This is a genomic window from Pseudovibrio sp. Ad13, assembly GCF_001623225.1.
Taxonomy (GTDB): Bacteria; Pseudomonadota; Alphaproteobacteria; order Rhizobiales; family Stappiaceae; genus Pseudovibrio.
In genome coordinates, this window is record NZ_LMCC01000005.1 from 254,470 (window position 1) to 275,732 (window position 21,263).

The following is a 21,263-nucleotide window of genomic DNA, read 5'->3' on the forward strand; positions in this document are numbered from 1 at the left end:
TTCATCAACTCGCCTGCTTGTTTTTATGCTTTGAATAAGAGTTAGTTCAGCGGTTTGCCAACCGTAACAAAGGTTGGCTCAATGCCATCAAACATGTCCTGAGCAACCTCACGAACACCTTCCAGTGTCACCGCTTCAACCATCTCATTACGCTTGTCGATGTAATCAATGCCCAGCTCTTGGGTCTGAATGCCTGTCAGCTGACGGGCAATGCTGCCGGAGCTGTCAAAGTTGAGAGCGTAGTTGCCAGTCAGATAGGACTTCGCTTCTTCAAGTTCTGCCGGAGTAGGCCCAGTCTGCGCCATACGCACCATCTGCTTCTTGATGATATCAATCGCTTCACCAGCTTTGTCCGAGCGTGTACCTGTGGACCCCATCAACAGCGCTGCGTGCTTGTAAGGAACCAGATAAGAGCCAACGGAGTAAGCCAGACCACGCTGCTCGCGGATTTCGTCATAGAGCCATGAAGAAAATGAGCCACCACCCAGAATGTGGTTCATCACGAAGGCAGACATGAACTTCGGATCATGACGTTCATAACCCGGCAGAGCGAACTGAATGGAAGTCTGTGGGCTCTCAAAGTCAACGTGAACAGCTTTGTCTGTCACAGGCTCCACATTGGGAATGGCAACCAGATCACCGTTTTCAGGCAGATTAGCAAAGACTTTGTCCAAAACGCTGGCCAGCTCATCAGCACTAATGGCTCCCACAACGCCGATCTTCAAAGAGTCCTTTGCAAAGATCTTTGCGCGCTGTGTTTTCAGATCATCAGAAGTCAGCTTGGCAACCGTATCCTCTGTTCCTCGGCTTGGGCGGCCATAAGGGTGATCCGGGAAGATGGTCTTAGACAAATTCAAACCAGCCAGAGCATCAGGACGCTTCAGGCTACGACGAATGCCAGAGATCGTCTGTGCTTTCATCCGCTCAAGCGGGTCATTATCAAAACGTGGCTCGTTCACAGCTAGACGAAGCATCTCGAAGGTGTGATCTTTATTGGCCTGCAAGCTCTGGAAAGACCCATAGAAGAAGTCGCGGCCAGAACTGAAGGACAGACTCATAGTCAGATCTTCAAGACGTCCCTGAAAGGCTTGGGAATCCAGATCACCAGCCCCTTCATCAAGCATGGTGCTCAGTAGGTTGGTCACACCCAGCTTGGCATCTGAATCCTGAGAGCTACCACCTGCAAATGCAAAGTTCAGTGCGATGATTGGAACAGTGTAGTCTTCTACCAACCATGCCGTGATCCCTCCGGGGCTTTTAACCTCTTGGATCTCAATAGCCTGGCTGTTCTGCACAAAGGTAGCGACGAACAGGAATGATAAGGCCAGCAACGCAAACAAACTTGCCGTCATGCGGGAAGCGGAGGCAGAAGCTGCCATAAGAACTTTAGCTTTCATCGAGCGTCCCCTCTCACTCTGCATTTTCAGGTTTTGCAGCAGGCATCAGATAGCTCGCCACACTGGTTTCACTAAGGTACTTCTGTGCAACTGCCTGAACCTGTTCAGGTGTCACCTTGGCAATGCGAGCTGGCCAGGTCTGAACCTTCTCAACAGAACCGCCTGTGGTCAGAGCTGTCCCAAAGATGCGCGCCAGCACGTCTTGCTTGTCTTGCGCGTAAATGGCAGAGGCCAGCATAGAGCGTTTAGAACGTTCCACTTCTTCAGCCGTCACACCGTTCTCAAGAACATCATTCACGATTGCCAGAGCACGCTTCTCCAGTTCCTCAAGCTCAACACCATCTTTGGGAGAGGTGTAAAGAATGAAGCGGGTGTCATCCAAAGCGGTAGACTGGTACCAGGCTCCAGCACTGGTTGCGACTTCGCCTTCGATCACCAGTGCTTTATAAAGCCGGCTGTTAGCACCGCCACCTAAAATGTCTGAAAGCACTTCAAGAGCTTCAGAGTCACTCGGCTCAGCAGTGGTTGAGCTTGGTACGATCCAGCCATGTTGCAGGCTTGGCTGCGCAACCTGATCACTCTGCAGGCTGACTTCGCGATTACCTGGCACGATCTGGACATGCGGACGATCACGTGGACCCGGGTCTGCACGTTGCTCAACCTTGCCATAGGTCTTCTTGGCGAGGGCCAGAACGTCTTCTGAAGTCACATCACCGGCGACAATCAGGATTGCGTTGTTTGGTGTGTAGTACTTGTCGTAAAAGGCGATAGCATCGTCTTTGTTCAGCGCCTGAATTTCGTTTTTCCAGCCAATCACCGGAATACCGTAGGGGCTGTTCGGAAACAGGACTTGATCGAATGTCTCAGATAGTCTGGCCGCAGGACTGCGGTCCACGCGTTGGGAACGCTCTTCGAGCACCACATCCCGTTCCGGATCAACCTGCTTTTCAGTCAGGATCAGGTTGGACATGCGATCAGCCTCATAGCCCATCACCATTTCCAGATGCTCTTTGGCAACCTGCTGATAATAGGCCGTGTAGTCTTGAGAGGTGAAGGCGTTTTCCTGGCCACCTACCTGAGCAACCTTTTTGGAGAACTCACCCTCTGGTGTATTCTTGGTTCCTTTGAACATGAGATGTTCAAGAAAATGCGCGATGCCGGATTTACCGGGTTTTTCATCTGCTCCACCAACGCGGTACCACACCATGTGGGTCACAATCGGCGCGCGTCGGTCAGGGATGACAACTACCTGAAGACCGTTGTCGAGAGTGGTTTGGGAAACATCGGTTCCGCCGATGTGTATTTTTGAAAAGTCTTCGATTGAAGCTTTCCCTGTCGTATCCGCAGCCACGGGCAATACTGGGCTTGCGAAAACAACCAGACTCAAAGCGAGGGCTTTAAGCGCGAGAGATCGACCAGTCACGTAGGGGGCTCCCTTTAAAATGAGCAGGACACAGCTGTCCTACCTATACCGTGATTGTGGTTAATCTCCTCGTGAATTATTCGTAATCTATTGCAGCTATAATGAAAAAAGCGCGAACATTGTCGCGCTTGCTTCATAGTTTATTCAGGCTTTCAGTAAGACTTGAACTCTCTGTTAGAGAAGTTCTTACTGCTTGCTCATGTCGATACGAGCGCCGTCTTCAATTGCTGCTGCTTCACGCTTTTTGCGAACTTCTTCGCTTTCGTCCACTTCCGGGGTCGCAAAAGCAACGCCTGCAACAGGAGTGGAGTAAGCCACTGGAGGCTCGGTCAGGTATTTGCGTGTCGGCGTACAACTTGGATCGCCAGGTGCGCAAATCGGTGCTTCCACATCCTTGCCACCAAGCTGTTTTTTAGCGTCCTGATACTGCCTGCCAAGAGCTGCAAGTTCAGTCGGGCTCAGTTTGTCACCATCAAGAAGCTGCTGCTGACGTTTCTCAGCTGCGAAATCGCGAGGACGAGCTGCAGCCTTTTTCAGCGCAGGGTGACCGCGCATTTGCTCAATGCTCAAAGGCTCACCTGGCTCTACCTTGTAGAACGCGCGGATCTCTTCAAGTTCTTCCTTGGAGCGGTCAACCGGCCAGTTGCTAGCGACTTCAGAAAGCTTGCGGGAATCTGGCTGCGGAAGGTTGCCAGCCTGTGTCGGCATAACAAGCGGAGCACGCTCTTTGTACTTGATGTCAGTGTTCTTCTGAGACTCAAGACCAACGGCGCTCAAGACACCAGTCATCAAACTCAAATCGGTGGTTTCAGTGCCATCATCGAAGTCACCATTACCTGTCATACAGGCGGATAGTGCGAGAGAGAGCCCGCAAACAAAAGTGGCCCGAACAACGAATTTTTTGCTACGGCTTTGCAATTTCATTACCCTTGTTTCCCGATCACCATCAAAACGGCGTTTGACAGGCATCACGGGTCAAATGACAGCCTGCGAAATCTGTAGTCCTCATAATCCAGTGATGCCACCTTAAAACAGGAATCACGAAACCATGAAGGCCCTAAGTGTGTAGTTATGCCCAGAAGCACCCGATATTCCCCACATATAATTGAGAATTAGGCAGTTTTAGGGCCGGCTATCCTTATTTTTGCCAATAAATAAGGTGTCGAGCAGCAAACCAGCAGCGCCAATAACAATCCATGCATCGGCAAGATTGAAGACGTACCAGGAAAATTCCCCAACATGGAAATAGAGGTAATCGACGACTTTGCCATAATAGAGGCGGTCAAAACCATTGCTCAGGGCGCCGGAGAGAACCAGCCCGAGGCAGAAACCTTCCAGCCGGTTACTTGCGCGCGCACTCCAGAACCAGATGAAAACTGAGGCAACAACCGTAAAGGCTGCCAGTCCCCAGCGGCCAAGCTCTGTCGTTTGCTGGAAAAATCCGTAGGAAACGCCTTTGTTCCAGACCAGAACCAGATCCAGAAAAGGGCCAACCGGGATTGTAGGAATACCGCCACCTGAGAAATGAGCGACAGCCCAGAACTTGGCAATCTGATCAACAACCAGACCAGCTATGGCAAGGAGGAGGACGAGGGAACTGTGATGTCCCCAAAACTTCAGTTTCTTCAAGGTCAATTCCCTCGTCACATCGTTCGCTTAAACAGTCGCGCTATCCAGCTCGCGCATTGCATCGGCATCGCGCAGTGTCAGCTCAGGATACTCAGCGTCTGCACCAACTTCTGGCAGGATCTTCCAGGAGCGGGCACACTTGTTGCCCTCAGCAAGACCCGGCACAACGCCAACACCAGCAGTGTCTTCCAACGTGAACGCACCTTCCGGAGCGCTGTCGGAGGACAGGTTCAGCTGGGATGTGATCGCGATTTCTGCAGCGTCCAGCCCGTCCAGAGCAGCCATCAGCTCTGCATCTGAAATGTAAACGGTTGGATGTGCTTCCAAAGAAGAGCCGATCCGCTTTTCACGGCGTTCGATTTCCAATGCACCAGTGATCACACGGCGCACCGTACGAACCTTCTCCCACTTCGCTGCCAGCTCATCGTTTCTCCACGCAGAAGAAACAGCAGGGAACTGCTGCAGGTGCACAGAAGTTGTCGCTTCACCATAACGATAGATCCAGCTCTCTTCCATGGTGAATGGCAGGATTGGTGCCAGCCACATGGTCAGATGACGGAACAGCTGCTCAATCACATAAAGAGAGGCTTTGCGCTTTGTGGAAGACGGAGCATCGCAATACAGCGCATCCTTGCGGATATCGAAGTAGAACGCGGACAACTCAACAGTCATGAAGTTGAACAGAGCAGAGAACACGCGCTTGCTGTCGAACGCCTGATAGGCATCACGAACCAGCACATCCAGCTCGGCCAGACGGTGTAGCATCAACAGCTCAAGCTCATTCATGTCAGCAAGAGCAATCTCTTCGCCGTCATAGTGACCAAGAGACCCAAGCATGAAGCGCAGAGTGTTACGCATCTTGCGGTAGGCATCAACGTTGGTCTTGATGATCTCAGGGCCGATACGCTGGTCTTCAGCATAATCGACAGAACCAACCCACAAACGCAGAATGTCCGCGCCGTACTGCTTGATGACGTCCTGAGGCGCAACCGTGTTGCCCAAAGACTTGGACATCTTGCGGCCTTGCTCATCCATGGTGAACCCGTGGGTGAGAACAGCGTCATATGGTGCATGACCGCGAGTACCACAGCTTTCCAGCAGGGAAGAGTGGAACCAGCCACGGTGCTGATCGGTACCCTCAAGGTACAGAACGTAATCGTCACCACCCAAACCTTTACGGTTCGGGTTCAGGTCTTCACGGCGTTCCATGCAGAAAGCGTGTGTTGAACCGGAATCGAACCATACGTCGAGGATGTCCTCGACTTTCTCGAAGTTCTCAGCATCATATGCATCGCCAAGGAAGCGCTGAGTTGCGCCTTCCTCAAACCATGCATCTGCACCTTCATTCTGGAAAGCTTCAAAGATACGTGCGTTGACCGCTTCGTCCTTCAAAACTTCACCAGTTTCCTTGTTCACAAGCACGGTGATCGGCACGCCCCATGCGCGCTGACGGGAAAGAACCCAGTCAGGGCGGGCTTCGATCATGGCATTCAGACGGTTCTGACCGGTTGCTGGCACAAAACGTGTCTCGGAGATCGCCTTCAGCGCGCGAGCACGCAGAGTGTCACCTTTGGCTTCCTCGGAAAGTTCCTTGTCCATGTAAACAAACCACTGCGGCGTGTTACGGAAGATCAGCGGTGCTTTAGAGCGCCAGGAGTGTGGGTAGGAGTGCTTCACACGCCCACGAGCCATCAGACCGCCAACTTCTGTCAGCTTTTCGATAACAGCTTTGTTGGTGGAGCCTTCTTTGCCCTTACGGTCAAGAATGTACTTGCCTTCAAACAGCGGCACATGCGGATAGTAGGAACCATCCGGCTGAACGGTCATCGGAACCTGCTCAGTGCCCGCTTTTGCAAAGGCTTCCCGGTTGTCCAGGAACATCTGGAAATCTTCCTGACCATGACCAGGAGCGGTGTGCACGAAGCCAGTACCAGCATCATCGGTGACGTGCTCACCGGCAAGCATCGGCACGTTGAAGTCGAAGTAGTCGCCAGCGCCTTCAGCACCACGCAGCGGATGCGCGCAGTATTCGATTGTGCTCACATCAACATCGGAAACACGCTCATAGGCATCAACGCGGGAGGCTTCAAAAACAGACTCAGCAAGCTTGTCAGCAATAATGAACTCTTCGCCAACCTTCGCCCAGTTGTCTTCAGCAGCTTCAGTCACCTTGTAGATGCCATAGCTGATGTCGTTAGAGAACGAGATCGCGCGGTTAGCAGGGATGGTCCATGGAGTGGTTGTCCAGATAACCACTTTCTTGCCGATCAGCGCTTCATTGCCGGACACAATCGGGAAGGTTACCCAGATGGTGTGGGAGATATGGTCTTCATACTCCACTTCTGCTTCAGCAAGAGCAGTCTTCTCAACGATGGACCACATCACAGGCTTGGAGCCACGATACAACTGGCCGGATGTTGCGAACTTCATCAGTTCTTTCGCAATCACAGCTTCACTGTCGTAGCGCATGGTCAGATATGGGTTGTCCCAGTCTGCTTCAATACCAAGGCGCTTGAATTCTTCGCGCTGAACATCGATCCACTTGTCCGCAAACTCACGGCATTCCTTACGGAATTCGTTGATCGGCACAGCGTCTTTGTTTTTGCCTTTTTTGCGATACTGCTCTTCGATCTTCCATTCGATCGGCAGACCATGACAATCCCAGCCAGGAACGTAGTTCGCATCAAAGCCCTGCATCTGCATGGAGCGATTGATGATGTCCTTCAGGGTCTTGTTCAGCGCATGACCAATATGGATGTTGCCGTTCGCATAAGGAGGGCCATCATGCAGGATGAACTTAGGGCGACCCGCAGATTGATCGCGCATCACCTTGTAAAGGTCCTTGTCCAACCATTTGGCGAGGATCTTAGGTTCATTCTTTGGAAGGCCTGCCCGCATTGGGAAATCAGTTTTAGGCAGGTTGAGCGTGTCCGAATAATCGCGGCTCGGTGTATCGGTCATTTGGCAGTCCGCTTATGTGGGCATTTGTTTGCCCATAGGCATTTGGTAAAGCGCAGGAATTTGCGCAAGTTTGAAAATCCCGCCGTCTCTGTGACGGTTGGAGGTCTCCCGGTACTTCAGGGCGCCAGCGGGCGTCTCAACTGAAGGCCGGGCCAATAATTCGAAATTGGCACACCTTGAGTAAGGTCAAAGGAGTAGTCCTGTTATCTTCAAACTCGGCTAACATAATGAGTGCTTTTAGCAGCGCTTATCCTAGGAATAAAGAGCCTCTAACAACAAAGCTCAATATTCTCAAGACCAAGGACATTTTTCCTGAAGACTGGAGCTGCCACGCTGAAGTCAGTAATGGCGCTTGGGTGAACTGTCGACAAGCTCTTCGCTCTCCGCCTGACGCTTCGCAGCTGTCCGTTCACGGTGTGCAATGTAAAGCCCGCCACCTGAGATCAAAGCCACACCCAGCCAGACAAACATGTCCGGAATGTCCCCAAACAGCACGAAGCCCACAATCGTTGCACTGATGATCTCTGTATAGCTGAGCGGTGCAAGAACGGAGGCAGGGGCTCGGTCAAACGCAAGCACGATACACCCGTGTGAGGCAAACGAGATAATGCCCATCAACACGAACAGCGGCAGGTGAGTGAGGTCTGGTGTCGTCCATGCAGCAGCTTCAAACCCAAGCAGGCTTGCGATGATAACAAGCGGTGTCAGCGTCAAAACACCAGCAACACCTGTCGCAAACTGAATGCCAAGCAAAGAGGCACTCCCTGCCAGTTTGCGTGTCAGAACAAGATAAACTGCAAAGGAGGTCGCGGCAGCAAGGGGCAACAGAGATGGCCAACCCAACGCGCTCGACCCTGGACGGATAATGATCAGAGCCCCGATCATGCCAACCACAACAGCTGCCCAACGGCGCACACCTACTTTTTCCTTCAAAACAACAGCCGAAAGTACAGTCAGGATCATCGGCTGCACAAAGAAAATCGCAATCGCATCCGCCAAAGGCATGTACTTAAGAGAGGTGAAGAAGAAGATTGAGCAAATTGCGAGACAAGCACCGCGCACCAGCTGAATACGGTTGACCTCTTTCATCAAAGAGCCGAACGAACGGCCCATGAAACCCGCAATCACGAGAACAATAATCGCCTGACACAGGAAGCGGCCAAGCGATACCTCAACCGGCGAAATGAACGCACTGAGATACTTGGCTGTGCCATCCATCAGGGGGGCCAGAGACATTCCGGCGACCATAAACAGAATGCCATGTAGCCCGGCATTGGAGGTATGACTATCTGTCGAGGCGGTTGTTGTTGTCATGTTGCTCTCGGATAATGGGGATACGCTGACATATCAAAGCCAGCGCAGAGGGTAAGGGCCTATATTGACGCACCAGCTATTCCTTTGCGCAACCAAAAGAAAGTGCCGGTAGCGGGCTATTCAGTGCAGTTATCTAAAGAGTATCTGTTCCGCCCCTCAATATTATGAGGGAGAGGGTTTTCTTTCTGCATTTGCAAGTATCAGTCCGCTGCAGATGAGCATACCAACGCCAACCCAGACAAACTCGTCTGGGATTTCATTGAAGACCAGGTAACCGATTGTAGTTGCGGAGAAAATCTCAACGTAATTGATTGGAGCCAACACGGACGCCGGTGCTCTCTCAAAGGCTTTGACCAGCAAAACATGCGCGATCAGGCCAGTGGCACCAAGACAGAACAACAGGATTGTTGGCAGAGTAAAGTTGGCCTCCTGATTGACAATCACCAGATCTCCACCAAAACCAGTCAGCCAAGCATAAATGATGATCGGCAAAATAAAGAGACTGCCAGCAAAGCCAGTCGCGAACTGTATGGCGAGCTGAGAGGATTGCCCGGAGAGCTTGCGTGTCAGCATCAGATAGCAAGCAAATGTAAAGGCAGCCGCTAAAACGAGAAGGCTCGCCGGTTGGAAAACGCCAGTGCCGGGGCGCATGATCACAAGCACACCAGCAAACCCAATCAATACCGCCAGCCAACGTTTTGGACCAACTCTCTCCTTCAGAAAGACTGAGGACAAAACAACAAGAATAACCGGCTGCACAAAGAAAATTGCCGTCGCATCTGTCAATGGCAAGTACTTCAACCCAAACACAATGAACACCGAGCCCACCGCAAGCAGCAAGCCACGGCAAAACAAGGGCAGGGTTGTCTCTTTCAAAAGACTGAACCAGCTCCGTTTTTGAAAAGTGGCAATCGCCAGAATTATGACGAGCTGCACGGCAAAGCGGAAGAACGCGACCGTCAAAGGAGAGAAAAACTCTGAGAGGTATTTCACCACGCCATCGGTGCTCGATAGAATGAGCAGCCCGCACATCATCAGCAGCACGCCATGCAACACATTATCAGAGCTGGCAGTGCCAGCTCTCGTAGCCGCTGATGTCATGAACTATCTTTCTAAAGGGGGTGAACTACCCGTCGGCATTGAGCATTTGGTCCAGATGAGAGAGCGGTCGCATGGAGGCAATCATCGCCCGTGCCTCAGCGCTATCCTGATCCATCTGGCTAATTAAGGCTTCAATACCGTCAAATTTAAGTTCGGCACGGATAAATCCGACGAAGCAGACTGTGACTGGCTTTTCATATAGGTCACCAGTGAAGTCAAACACATGCACTTCAAGCAGCGGTGCGCCATCATCAAATGTTGGACGACGACCAAAACTGGCCACACCATCATGCATCATGCCGTCAATTTTGATCTGAACGGCATAAACGCCTTCTTTCAGCTCGCAATTATCGGCAAGCTTCAGGTTCGCAGTTGGGTATCCCAACTCGCGGCCACGCTTCTCGCCGTGTTGAACGGTCGCTTCAACAAAATAACGATATCCAAGCAAGCCGTTCGCCACTGCCAATTCGCCTTCAGCAAGAGCGGCACGAATACGGCTGGAAGAGATGATCTCTCCCCCTTCGTCACCTTCTGCGCCAACGATGGTCACGGCAAATCCATGGGCTTCACCAGCTTGCTCAAGAAACTCAGGTGTTCCTTGACGCCCCTTCCCAAAGTGGAAGTCATAGCCAGTGATGCTCTGGGAAATGCCAAGGCGCCCAACCAGAATGTCCTTCACAAAATCTTCAGCGGCCATACCGCCAAACTCTTTTGTAAAGGGCAGTTCGATCACGCCATCCAGATGTTCCGCTTCAAAGATCTCTGCTTTGACATGTGAAGGCGTCAAACGAAAAACAGGCTGATCAGGCCGGAAAAAGGTGCGTGGGTGTGGTTCAAAAGTCATGGCGAGGGCCGGAACACCACGCTTTGCAGCTTCATCACGCGCTAAATCAAGGACAGCCCGATGTCCGCGATGAACACCATCAAAATTCCCAATAGCAACAACGCCGCCGCGCAGTTTGTCGGGAAACTGCGCAAGGTCGGTAATATGCTGAAAAGAATGCGCCTGTTTGATCGGCTCACCCATGAACTGTACTTCCCGCTTGAGCGTATTACCGAAAAGTGGCTCCGGTTTTCGGATTAAAATACGCGTGAATAGAGAGTTTCAGAGTCTGACGCGCGAATGCGTAGAGCGCAGCATACTCCAAACATCTGGAATTTTGCGAGACGGTGCCGTGAGAAGTCCGCCCCGTCAAGCTCTTGAGATGGAGTTTGCCGGGCCGGACACAAGAAACTTTAAGTCCTGTGCAGGAATTTCAGCTTAAAGCGGAATATCCATGTCAGCGCGGGCAGGGACTTTGACCATCGCTTCTCCCTCCAAAACCACCTTGCCTTCGACCAGGCACTGGCAATCCAACCGGGCGCGATTGCCTTTGTCGATCAGCTCTGCAACGCTCACGCGCACCTCAATATCGTCGCCGATATACACAGGCGCGCGAAAATTTAAAGATTGAGACAAATAAATTGCACCTGGACCCGGTAATCGCGTTCCAAGTACGGCTGAGATAAGGCTCGCAGTGTAAAGACCGTGCGCAATACGAGTTTTGAAAGGGGTCTTCGCTGCAAAATGCTCCGACAAATGGATTGGGTTTCTGTCACCGGAAACCTCTGCGAATCCTACGATGTCTTGAGAGCTGACGTGCTTTACGAAAACTTCGGTCATGCCGACTGAAAGGTCTTCATAAGCGAGTGGACGAAGGCTGAGCATAGTGTTTCCTCGAATTAACCACAGGCAATATTGCCGGTAAAACGCGCGGAAACGCTAGTAAGCGGACCTCTAAAAAACAATTAGGCTTTTAGCATTATTGAAATCGTATTGGAGAAATTAACCTAACTATAACGTAGGGCGGTTAATTTCGCGAAGTTGAATTGGTGGGGACCCCTTTTATTTGGAAGGACACCTGCGTCCAGTGTGACCGAACAATGTCGTGGTCGCCGTGAGTATAGCAGAGAGGCAACGACAGCCTCTTGAGAATATGGAGTTGTACATGGCCCTTGATCTTCAGATGCCAATTCTGGTTGTCGATGATTATAAGACCATGATTCGAATCATTCGGAACTTGTTGAAGCAACTTGGCTTTGCGGACATCGATGATGCGGCTGATGGCACTGAGGCCTACGAGAAAATGAAGCAGCGCCGTTACGGCCTGGTGATCTCGGATTGGAACATGGAACCTATGACTGGCTATGAACTGCTCAAGCAGGTCAGGCAGGATGCTGCTCTTAGTAAGACGCCATTCATTATGGTGACGGCTGAGTCTAAAACGGAAAATGTGATCGCTGCTAAAAAGGCAGGGGTTAACAACTACATCGTTAAGCCGTTTAATGCGCAAACTCTTAAAGGCAAAATCGAAGCGGTTTTCGCTGAGTAAATTGTTTGCGCACAACTGAAGAATAGGGGCTGGGGTGAGGACGCGATAACGGTAGCGCCCCTACCCTTCTGTGCACCCAACTGACCGGTTACAAGGTCGGGTAGAGCTCTAACCCGGCAGGCGATTTTGCCTGCTGGAGGAGACGTTCCCTACACAGGCAAAGGGAAGAGTGTTTTGACCAAAATTGATATTCAGCAACTCATCGATTTTCTAGAAGAAAGCCGTGAGAAATCTAGCGAAGTCACACTAACTGATGTGATGGACCTTGCAGAGGTTATGACAGGTTCAATGGGGGATATCATTGAACACATCCAACCTGCAGTGACCATGGAACTGGCAGAAATCGGCGCGGAAATTGCGCGGATGAAAGCCGAAATCAGTAAGCTTCGTGTCGCAGATATGAGAGATAATCATATCCCTGACGCTGGTCGGGAGCTGGATGCTATTGTTTCTTCAACAGAGGAAGCAACACATTCAATCATGGAAGCAGCTGAAGCCATCATGGCAGCTGATCCTGAGGACACTCAGACCTATCAGGACACCGTCAACAATCAGGTTATGGAGATTTTTCAGGCCTGCGCGTTTCAGGATATTACTGGACAACGCATTTCTAAAGTTGTCAGCACCCTGAATACGATTGATGAGCGTGTTTCCAACTTCGTCGAACGTTTACGCCTTGAACAAGAAGCTAATAACGAACAAGGCGGCGAAGAAACGGATGAAGAGCGCCGCAAGCGTGAGCTGATCCTCCATGGCCCGCAGCACAAGGGTGAAGGCGTCTCTCAGGATGAGATTGATGCTATGCTCGGTGATGTGCAGCAGGACGATATCGACAAGCTGTTCGCCTGATTTTACTTGCGATCAATTTGTCAGTGGGCACTGCCCACCAACAAGAAATCTAAAAGCAGTTTGTTGACCTGAAATGGTGCAAACTGCTTTAGTTTTACCAACTCAGGCGCCCCATAAAACTGTGCGCATGCAGGCCTTCTGCCTTAAGCATGTTTTCAACGGCTTCGGCATCCCCTGTCAGATCCATTGCATGAATACCTTCCGTCAAAAACAACGCGTTGATGCCCTGGGCATTTGCACCTTTGATATCAGTCGGTAAACCGTCACCAATTGCCAGAATTTCAGTTTTTTCAAGCGCTCTGCCTGCGTACACATTCAACTCTGCCCGCGCCATATCGTAGATCGGATGAAAAGGCTTGCCCGTAATGATGACGCGGCCACCCATCTCCTCATAAAGCTTTGCGAGTGCACCTCCACACCAGACCAACTTGTCGCCTTGTTCAGCGACAATGTCTGGATTAGCGCAGATGAGCGGCAGGTCCAGCTTCAATAACTCTTCAAAATGAGAACGATAATCCTCAGGCTCTTCGACGCGCCTGTCGTTCAAACCTGAACAGACGATAATGTCCGCAGCATTCGGCTCCACAAAGTCAATACTTGCACCATGAAACAGGCTATGATTCTTTTTGGGGCCAATATGATAGACTTTTGCGTGATCTATGGCTCGCAGATCAGCCTGAACAACATCACCTGACGAGACAATTGAGTCATAGCAGGTTTGCGGAACACCCAAACTGCGAAGATGCTGTTCAATCTCATGAGACGGGCGCGGTGCGTTGGTAATCAAAACAACAGGCTTGCCACAATGCGTCTTATAGGTCTCAAGAGCTTCAATTGCTGCCGGAAAAGCACTCACGCCATTATGTAAAACACCCCAGACATCACATAGAATGCCGTTGAACTGATCTGCAATCTGGCTGACGCCAGTGATGGGGGATTGCTGCTTCATATGATGTTCTCTTGGAGGAAACTTGGATACGCTCTTGAAAAAAGAGTAGAGTTGAGCCAAATCCTCATAGCCTGAGCAGGTGACGACGACAAGTAGATATAATCACTGCTCATCTTGCATTGATACTGAGCGCAAATCTCTGTCACAAATATGATTTGGATGCGCCATGTATATGCAGAACAATCTTTGAGACGGAGCGGTTATGGCGGTAAGACAACTTAGCGATACGACAATTAACAGAATTGCCGCTGGTGAAGTGATTGAGCGGCCTGCAAGTGTCGTCAAGGAGCTGGTTGAAAACGCAGTTGATGCTGGTGCTACGCGCATCGAGATCGTCACCGCGACCGGTGGTAAAAGCCTGCTGCGCATCACAGACAATGGTGCAGGCATGACGAAGGAAGACCTTCAGCTCGCCGTCCGCCGCCATTGCACATCCAAACTGCCTGAAGATGATCTCATGGACATCCGGACTATGGGTTTTCGCGGAGAAGCGCTGCCATCCATTGGCGCGATCTCACGTCTGGAAATAACCACACGCCATGCCTCGGAACCTCACGCCTGGAAAATCGAAGTTGAAGGCGGCCAGGACAATGATATTGAACCAGCTGCATTGAACTCCGGAACACGCGTAGAAGTGAAAGATATCTTCTTCTCTGTGCCCGCCCGTCTGAAGTTCCTGAAGTCCGACCGTGCTGAAGCAACCGCGATCACGGAAATCATCAAGCGCATCGCTCTTGCAAACCCAACTGTCAGGTTCACCCTCTCTGGATCAGACCGCCGGCAGCTGGAACTGCCAGCTTGCACTGGAGATGATGCGGATCTCGCCCGGATCGGACAAATACTGGGCGCAGAGTTTACAAAGAACGCTATGGAGATTGAGGCGCTGAGGGAAGGGGTTCATCTGTACGGATATGCAGGCCTGCCGACCTTCCACCGCGCCAACTCACAGCATCAGTTTTTCTTCGTTAATGGCCGTCCGGTAAGAGATAAGTTGCTCTTAGGCTCCCTGAAGGCAGCATACTCAGACGTGCTATCTCGTGATCGCCACCCGATTGTAGTGCTCAACATTGATCTTGACCCTCACCAAGTGGATGTAAACGTACATCCAGCAAAGGCAGACGTACGCTTCCGAGATGGTCAGCTGGTTCGTGGATTGATGATCGGTGCACTGAAGAATGCCTTCGTTCAGTCTGGCTTCAGGGCATCCACTGCAAACACCCAATCTGCAATCAACGCCATCCGCCCAATGGGACAAAGCGCAGGCTTCAATGTTCATTCTGGTGAGTCTATGCATACGCAGCAAGGCAATAGAGAAGCCCCTCAAAACTACTCATGGCAACAATCTTCTTATCGACCGGAAGAGAGTGCGGCAGGTGTGTGGAGTGCTGCAGATATCCCGGATGTTGGATCCAGCGAAATGCAGTTGGGTTTGATGGAAGCCAATGCACCATATTCAGCACCAATGGATCAGTCGCAGTTGCCAGCGAACGAGCAGGGCGCACAGGCCTACCAACTGGTCGACGCGCCATCCGCAGACTCGCGAGCCCACGGACATCAGTTACCGGAAGACAGAGAAAACTTCCCGCTTGGTGCCGCCAGAGCGCAAATCCACGAAACTTACATCGTGTCGCAAACCAAAGACGGGTTGGTCATCGTAGATCAGCACGCAGCCCATGAGCGGCTTGTCTATGAACAGCTGAAAGAGGACTTGTCGAAGCGCGATGTGTCTCGGCAGATGCTCCTCATCCCGGAAATTGTCGATCTCCCTGAAGAGGACGTCGCACGACTGGAAGAGCGTGCGCCAGAGCTTGAAGAAGTTGGCCTTGTTATGGAGCGCTTCGGCCCTGGGGCAATTGCAGTGCGAGAAACTCCATCCATGCTCAAACGCCTTAACATCAAAGCGCTTGTGCAGGATCTTGCCGACGATTTTTCGGAGTTCGACAGCTCAACCCGCATCAGAGAGAAGCTGGATCTGGTGGCTGCAACAATGGCATGTCATGGATCAATCAGAGCAGGGCGAAGAATGCGTCCTGAAGAGATGGACAATCTACTTCGCGATATGGAAGCAACGCCAAAGTCAGGACAATGCAATCACGGCAGACCAACATGGATTGAGCTGAAGCTCTCCGATATCGAACGCCTGTTTGGTCGCCACTAATTTATACGACTAAAACCAGAAGAGGCGGATCAATGATCCGCCTCTTCCAGTTCGTATTCTCGATTACACTAGGTAATCGATGGGTTCTGACATGTGGCCTCAGAAGTCCCGTTGAACACGGAGCAGGACTGAGATGATATCCTGTTGGCCGAGTGGGCGAGTTGGGTTACCGCCGTTGGTAGAGTTATCGGGGTAAAGGTTCCCATTCGCTACGTTTCGATAGGCAACTTCAGTACCGATTTCGAAGCCGCTAACTGGTGTCCAGCCAACCTTACCGACAACATCCCACTGGTTTTGGTTCCAAAGGAACTTGGAGCGAGCGTTAGCAAAAGAAGCCTGAATTGCTGCGTTCCACTCAGGAGAGAAGTCAGCTTGGAAACCCCATGCGATGGACCAACCGGTTGCAATTCCATCTTCACCATCTGTAAGTGAGGTCGCATCCCAGACTACGTTCTGCCAGTCACTGTTTACGTAACCAAGCGCACCCTGTGAGAAGGTTGCCTGAACAACACCCTGGAAGCCGGAGAGCGTGCTAGTGAAGAATGGTAGGTCAAATTCAAAACCACCACCGACGGCCCAGCCGAGTAAGCCAGAAGGATAAGATTCAAGATAACGGATCTCAGTTAGAGCACCCATGATCTGTGCGGAACCCCAACCCTGATCAAGTCGGATGTTAGCAACAAGGTCAGGGAAGCGCATGCCGCCGTAGCCTTGGTTAAATCCGGTTGAGTCAAGATATTCACCAGTAAAGAGGTTCTGCTGGCGAGCTGTTCTGTCTTCCACAGACCAGCTGGTGGACAAGCCGTTACCCAAATCGAAGGTATAACCAGCAAGCCAGAGGTTTTGGTCAGAATACGCAACGGTGGTGATCGCACCGTAGGCATAACCGGTCCAGAAGTCATAGAAGGACTGTGCACGACCGATGGTCATACCGCCAAACTGTACGAACGCATAATCAAGCGTCATAACAGTGTTGTCCTGTTCAACCCCAAAAGAGCCGACTGGGTTGTTCACGTTAGGAACAGAGCTGTCATCCTGAATAAAGCCAGGTGTGTCGACTGTTCCGAACAAATCAATGTAAGCACGAAGCAAGCCGTATTCTGTTTGAGTTCGGGCGTCCATGCGGAGGTAGCCACGTGCACGAGTGGATGTTGAATTTCTTGTCCGCTCAGACCAGTCGCTTGGGGCCGCCCCAAAGTTGTTGAAACGGTATTCTGCACGAACACGACCGCGAATTCTCAAACAGGTATCAGTGCCTGGAATATAAAAATATCCAGTACCGTAGGCGTCACAAATCTGGACATATTCTACGGGCTCCGGTGCAACGGGAAGATCGGCTGCAAGGACCGGAGTGGCACTCATCATAAGCGCTGCTGCGGCGCTAGTTGTAAAGTGGCGCATAATTCGACTCCTAAATCGGGTAGAAACCCACTCCTCAAACAAGGTTAATTGACGAAACTACTTAAGGTGGCCCAAATGCTACCTAAGCAAAACTAATTTTATTGTTGTGTACGCGAATTCCCTGCAGCAATTGATGCCAGCACATGCTTATGGATGCAATAATAACTCTAAAAATAACCTAGAGTTATCAAGCTAATCGAAACCGCTGTTTCATTCCTGCAACGCTTTTATCCCAAACTAGGTAGATGTAACAAACGCATTTCAGGGGAGCTTATCTCCGAATTAAGCTATTGTTATTGTTAGTTAAAAAATAATTACGCAGATTTGCGAGCCCTTTTCCTATGCAAGCTGCGTCATTCGAATCATAGACACAAATGAAGTCCGTATCAGGGAACTGTGATGCTCCATGATAAGTATAGTGATAGTATTTACAAGTATTCGAATTTTGCGTTGTTTTGGGGAGGTTTGCGTTCTTTTGAGGACTGACGCGCTGCTATGCGAACTGTGAACCTCAATCCCGAAAATCTCTGTTTTTCAGGAGGCAGGGGGCCAATGCATCCTCCAACCCACCCACACCGGACCAACCCCGCCGCCACAACACGGTGCCATCACCTCAGAACGCCGGGCAGCAACGACCCGCTTCAATCAGTTTGGCTGAAGACCCCAAGCTCGCCTCTGCTCACAGTCCTTGCTCACCTGCGCTATCATTGAGCGCACTCACACATCACGGCGGTCCTCTATCCAGCACACAGAGGGGGAGGGCAACAAAAAAGGCCTTCCCGAAACCACATCGGAAAGGCCTTCTTCTACTCTTTATATATAGGGTCGCTCTGGGCTACACGCCGAGATACCTGAGAATGAGGATCTGACTGTCGCCCGCATGGCGCACATCCAGCCCTTCAAACCCGTCAGGGATCACTGGAGAAACGCTTGCATCTTCTTCCCAGATGCAAAGAGAGCCTTTATTGAGCCAGCCACCAGCTACGGCACTGGACAAAGCCTTCTCGCCGAGCTCGTTGCGGTAAGGTGGATCCAGAAATACCAGGTCGAACGGAGCAATGGTTCCCGCTTCCCCTAAAGATGTTGCATCACGTCGCAAGATCTTTGTGGCGCCCATCAGTCCGGTGGTCTCCACATTCCGGCGGATCAGACCACGCGGCTCAACGGCCTCTTCAACAAAGACGCAGTACTTGCCGCCACGGCTCATCGCTTCCAGACCAAGAGCGCCGGTCCCTGCAAACAGGTCCAGAACGCGTGCGTCCTGAACCGGATTGTCATAGGAATGAGCGAGCACATTAAAAATGGTCTCTCTCATCCGGTCACTGGTAGGCCGTGTGTTTTGTGTCTTGGGCGTAGCGAGAGCAGTTCCCCGAAAGCGTCCAGCAACAATTCTCACGATTTTCTGCCGCCTTTGTTTCCACGAGGCGCGCCAGAGCGATCACCACCTGGGCGACCACCACGCGCTTTATCGCCGCCAAAGCTCTTGCCGCCGCCACGTGGTCCTTTGCTAAAGCTCGGCTTACCGCCATCACGGCCACCTTCACGAGGGCCTTTGCTGAAGCTTGGCTTGCCACCATCACGGCCACCTTCACGAGGACCTTTGCTGAAGCTAGGCTTACCGCCATCACGACCACCTTCACGTGGGCCTTTGCTAAAGCTTGGCTTACCGCCATCACGGCCACCTTCGCGAGGACCTTTGCTGAAGCCAGGCTTACCGCCATCACGGCCACCTTCGCGAGGGCCTTTGCTAAAGCCGCGCTTTTCGCCATCACGGCCACCTTCGCGAGGGCCTTTGCTGAAGCCAGGCTTACCGCCATCACGGCCACCTTCGCGAGGGCCTTTGCTAAAGCCACGCTTTTCGCCGTCGCGACCACCATCACGACCGCCTTCGCGCTTATCGCCACGTGGTCCCTTATTGAAACCACCACGCTTTTCATCAGAAGGCGCATCATCGCGGGAGCGACGGTTGGAGAAGCGGCGCTCACCCGGTGTTGGACCGGTATCGCCAGAATAACGCGCATTGTCTGCAGGGTTAAAGTCACCACCGCGACCACCGTCACGTTTTGGAGCGTCGGCCTCAGCTGAACGTTTTGTGCCGCCATGAGCCAAATCGAAGTCACCACGCTTGGTGCGGGTGCCAAAACGACGCTCTTCCGGCTTACGCTTCGCAGCGGTTCTGCCTTCATCCTCATCAAAACTTGGAGTGTATGTATCTACGCTGCCGTCTGCGCTGAACACGCGGCGCGGCTTGATGTAACCACCACGCTCGTTGCTGCCAAAGCGGGAAGGTCCAGCCTGACGGTCACGATCGCCGAATGATTTGCGGTCGCCGCGGTCACGATCACCAAATGGCTTGCGATCGCCACGGTCACGATCGCCAAATGACTTGCGGTCGCCACGGTCACGATCACGATCACCAAATGACTTGCGTTCACCGCGATCACGGTCGCCAAAGGATTTACGCTCACCACGGTCTTCAGAAGGCTTGCGGTCACCAAAGGTTGGTTTCACACCAACGCGCTTACGGTCACCAAACGGGTTCTGCTCAGAGCGTTCACCACCACTATCTTTCTGGTCGCTGCCATGGCGCAGTGGCTTACTCTTGTTCTTAGCAAGAACAGCAGCAGCATCTTTTGCGCTGATCCAGCCACCACCGGCACCACCGGAAGATTTCTTTCTCTTCTTCAGTTCGGCTTGTTTGCTGGTCCGGGTATCCATCTGGTTGACGATAGGGGCGTCAAAGTCCAGGTCAGCTTCAGTAACAAGGCGTTCGCCCAGCTGGTCTTGAAGCACACGGCCACGGATTTCCTGCAGTTCACTGTCACCAAGGTCGCCCAGCTGGAACGGACCAAAGGAAATGCGGATCAGGCGGTTCACGGAAAGGTCAAGATGCTCAAGAATCCGCTTAACTTCGCGGTTCTTGCCTTCACGCAGGCCAATGGTCAGCCAAACGTTGTCGCCTTTTTCAGTGTCCAGTGTCGCTTCAATAGCGCCATAAAGAACACCGTCAATGGCAACACCGTCTTTCAGGGCATCCAGCTGCTCTTGAGTCACCTTGCCGTAGGCGCGCACGCGGTAGCGGCGCAGCCAGCCAGTTGCAGGCAATTCAATCACGCGGGAAAGGCCACCGTCATTGGTCAGCAGCAGCAGACCTTCGGTGTTGATGTCGAGACGGCCAACAGTCACAACGCGTGGCATGTCAGCAGGCAGGATGTCAAAAACAGTTTTACGACCCTCAGGGTCTTTATTCGTGGTTACCGTGCCACGTGGTTTGTGGAACAGCCAAAGGCGCGTCCGCTCACGGGTTGGCAGAGGTTTGCCATCAACGACAACCTTGTCTTTTTGGGTAACGGTAAAAGCTGGTGTTTCCAGCACGGTGCCGTTGACGCTGACACGGCCAGCTTCAATCCATGTTTCTGCATCACGGCGAGAGCACAGACCAGCACGTGCCATTGCCTTGGCAATACGTTCGCCTGCAACGGTGACTGTCTGTTTTGGTTTTTTGTCGCCGGAGGATTTTTTGGTCTGCTCGCCAGATTTGCGGGGGGAGCTAGATGGTTTTTTACCGCTGTTTTTCATTGGCTCTTGCCCGGCGAACCGGGGCCTTTAACTTTCTACACTCTGATCAGATACACTGGATGAGCTCGCATAGGCGTCACCGCCTTGGCTGCCCAGCAGTCTGCCAGATGCCACACAATATTCGAATGTC

General features: G+C 51.9%; 16 protein-coding genes. 3 read left to right on the forward strand and 13 right to left on the reverse strand.

The window, feature by feature from the left end; all coding sequences use genetic code 11:
• Nucleotides 1-41: 41 nt before the first annotated feature.
• From PsAD13_RS07975 to PsAD13_RS08015, 9 genes are all read right to left on the reverse strand, one after another.
• Nucleotides 42-1,397, reverse strand: a complete 1,356-nt coding sequence (locus tag PsAD13_RS07975; RefSeq protein ID WP_063317820.1) for a pitrilysin family protein — start codon at nt 1,395-1,397, stop codon at nt 42-44.
• A 13-nt stretch (nt 1,398-1,410) separates the two neighbouring features.
• Entirely contained in the window at nt 1,411-2,820 is a 1,410-nt protein-coding gene (locus tag PsAD13_RS07980) for a pitrilysin family protein (RefSeq protein ID WP_063287163.1), read from the reverse strand.
• 186 nt (nt 2,821-3,006) lie between these two features.
• Entirely contained in the window at nt 3,007-3,744 is a 738-nt protein-coding gene (locus tag PsAD13_RS07985; protein ID WP_208980502.1) for a hypothetical protein, read from the reverse strand.
• Nucleotides 3,745-3,942: 198 nt separating this feature from the next.
• Nucleotides 3,943-4,449, reverse strand: a complete 507-nt coding sequence (gene lspA / locus PsAD13_RS07990) for a signal peptidase II (RefSeq protein ID WP_057464062.1) — start codon at nt 4,447-4,449, stop codon at nt 3,943-3,945.
• Nucleotides 4,450-4,476: 27 nt separating this feature from the next.
• Entirely contained in the window at nt 4,477-7,410 is a 2,934-nt protein-coding gene (ileS, locus tag PsAD13_RS07995) for an isoleucine--tRNA ligase (protein WP_063317821.1), read from the reverse strand.
• A 339-nt stretch (nt 7,411-7,749) separates the two neighbouring features.
• Nucleotides 7,750-8,724, reverse strand: a complete 975-nt coding sequence (locus PsAD13_RS08000) for a DMT family transporter (protein WP_057464059.1) — start codon at nt 8,722-8,724, stop codon at nt 7,750-7,752.
• Nucleotides 8,725-8,886: 162 nt separating this feature from the next.
• The gene (locus PsAD13_RS08005) at nt 8,887-9,825 is read right to left on the reverse strand and encodes a DMT family transporter (RefSeq protein WP_063317822.1); all 939 of its coding nucleotides are present in this window, start codon (nt 9,823-9,825) and stop codon (nt 8,887-8,889) included.
• 25 nt (nt 9,826-9,850) lie between these two features.
• Nucleotides 9,851-10,852, reverse strand: a complete 1,002-nt coding sequence (locus tag PsAD13_RS08010) for a bifunctional riboflavin kinase/FAD synthetase (protein WP_063317823.1) — start codon at nt 10,850-10,852, stop codon at nt 9,851-9,853.
• 234 nt (nt 10,853-11,086) lie between these two features.
• Complete coding sequence (locus tag PsAD13_RS08015) at nt 11,087-11,533, reverse strand: MaoC family dehydratase (RefSeq protein ID WP_057464057.1); 447 nt, start codon at nt 11,531-11,533, stop codon at nt 11,087-11,089.
• Nucleotides 11,534-11,813: 280 nt separating this feature from the next.
• Between PsAD13_RS08015 and PsAD13_RS08020 the strand changes: the two genes are divergently transcribed.
• Both PsAD13_RS08020 and PsAD13_RS08025 read left to right on the forward strand, forming a co-directional pair.
• The gene (locus PsAD13_RS08020; protein ID WP_057464072.1) at nt 11,814-12,197 is read left to right on the forward strand and encodes a response regulator; all 384 of its coding nucleotides are present in this window, start codon (nt 11,814-11,816) and stop codon (nt 12,195-12,197) included.
• A 174-nt stretch (nt 12,198-12,371) separates the two neighbouring features.
• Nucleotides 12,372-13,046 (forward strand): protein phosphatase CheZ, encoded by a 675-nt coding sequence (locus PsAD13_RS08025; RefSeq protein ID WP_063317824.1) that lies wholly within the window; start codon nt 12,372-12,374, stop codon nt 13,044-13,046.
• A 94-nt stretch (nt 13,047-13,140) separates the two neighbouring features.
• On the opposite strand, the gene PsAD13_RS08030 is transcribed toward PsAD13_RS08025, so the two are convergent.
• Complete coding sequence (locus PsAD13_RS08030) at nt 13,141-13,995, reverse strand: TIGR01459 family HAD-type hydrolase (RefSeq protein ID WP_063317825.1); 855 nt, start codon at nt 13,993-13,995, stop codon at nt 13,141-13,143.
• Between the two features lie 202 nt (nt 13,996-14,197).
• Between PsAD13_RS08030 and mutL the strand changes: the two genes are divergently transcribed.
• Nucleotides 14,198-16,153 carry a DNA mismatch repair endonuclease MutL gene (gene mutL, locus PsAD13_RS08035; RefSeq protein WP_063317826.1) on the forward strand — a complete coding sequence of 652 codons (1,956 nt, stop codon included), beginning with the start codon at nt 14,198-14,200 and terminating at the stop codon, nt 16,151-16,153.
• Nucleotides 16,154-16,252: 99 nt separating this feature from the next.
• On the opposite strand, the gene PsAD13_RS08040 is transcribed toward mutL, so the two are convergent.
• The 3 genes from PsAD13_RS08040 to PsAD13_RS08050 all read right to left on the reverse strand — a co-directional run bounded on the left by PsAD13_RS08040 (nt 16,253) and on the right by PsAD13_RS08050 (nt 21,133).
• Nucleotides 16,253-17,554, reverse strand: coding sequence for a porin (locus PsAD13_RS08040; RefSeq protein ID WP_063287172.1), 1,302 nt, complete (start codon nt 17,552-17,554; stop codon nt 16,253-16,255).
• A gap of 835 nt (nt 17,555-18,389) precedes the next feature.
• The gene (gene rsmD / locus PsAD13_RS08045; protein ID WP_063293714.1) at nt 18,390-18,950 is read right to left on the reverse strand and encodes a 16S rRNA (guanine(966)-N(2))-methyltransferase RsmD; all 561 of its coding nucleotides are present in this window, start codon (nt 18,948-18,950) and stop codon (nt 18,390-18,392) included.
• Nucleotides 18,947-21,133, reverse strand: coding sequence for a pseudouridine synthase (locus PsAD13_RS08050; RefSeq protein ID WP_063317827.1), 2,187 nt, complete (start codon nt 21,131-21,133; stop codon nt 18,947-18,949). Before PsAD13_RS08050 ends, rsmD begins: the two co-directional genes overlap by 4 nt.
• Nucleotides 21,134-21,263 lie beyond the last annotated feature (130 nt).

What these genes read in the sequence shown, in the direction of transcription:
- PsAD13_RS08020 (WP_057464072.1), top strand. Translation starts at nt 11,814, where the DNA reads ATGGCCCTTGATCTTCAGATGCCAATTCTGGTTGTCGATGATTATAAG.
- PsAD13_RS07985 (WP_208980502.1), bottom strand. Translation starts at nt 3,744, where the DNA reads ATGAAATTGCAAAGCCGTAGCAAAAAATTCGTTGTTCGGGCCACTTTT.
- PsAD13_RS08000 (WP_057464059.1), bottom strand. Translation starts at nt 8,724, where the DNA reads ATGACAACAACAACCGCCTCGACAGATAGTCATACCTCCAATGCCGGG.
- PsAD13_RS08030 (WP_063317825.1), bottom strand. Translation starts at nt 13,995, where the DNA reads ATGAAGCAGCAATCCCCCATCACTGGCGTCAGCCAGATTGCAGATCAG.
- PsAD13_RS08015 (WP_057464057.1), bottom strand. Translation starts at nt 11,533, where the DNA reads ATGCTCAGCCTTCGTCCACTCGCTTATGAAGACCTTTCAGTCGGCATG.
- PsAD13_RS08010 (WP_063317823.1), bottom strand. Translation starts at nt 10,852, where the DNA reads ATGGGTGAGCCGATCAAACAGGCGCATTCTTTTCAGCATATTACCGAC.
- PsAD13_RS08005 (WP_063317822.1), bottom strand. Translation starts at nt 9,825, where the DNA reads ATGACATCAGCGGCTACGAGAGCTGGCACTGCCAGCTCTGATAATGTG.
- PsAD13_RS07975 (WP_063317820.1), bottom strand. Translation starts at nt 1,397, where the DNA reads ATGAAAGCTAAAGTTCTTATGGCAGCTTCTGCCTCCGCTTCCCGCATG.
- ileS (WP_063317821.1), bottom strand. Translation starts at nt 7,410, where the DNA reads ATGACCGATACACCGAGCCGCGATTATTCGGACACGCTCAACCTGCCT.
- PsAD13_RS08050 (WP_063317827.1), bottom strand. Translation starts at nt 21,133, where the DNA reads ATGAAAAACAGCGGTAAAAAACCATCTAGCTCCCCCCGCAAATCTGGC.
- mutL (WP_063317826.1), top strand. Translation starts at nt 14,198, where the DNA reads ATGGCGGTAAGACAACTTAGCGATACGACAATTAACAGAATTGCCGCT.
- PsAD13_RS08040 (WP_063287172.1), bottom strand. Translation starts at nt 17,554, where the DNA reads ATGCGCCACTTTACAACTAGCGCCGCAGCAGCGCTTATGATGAGTGCC.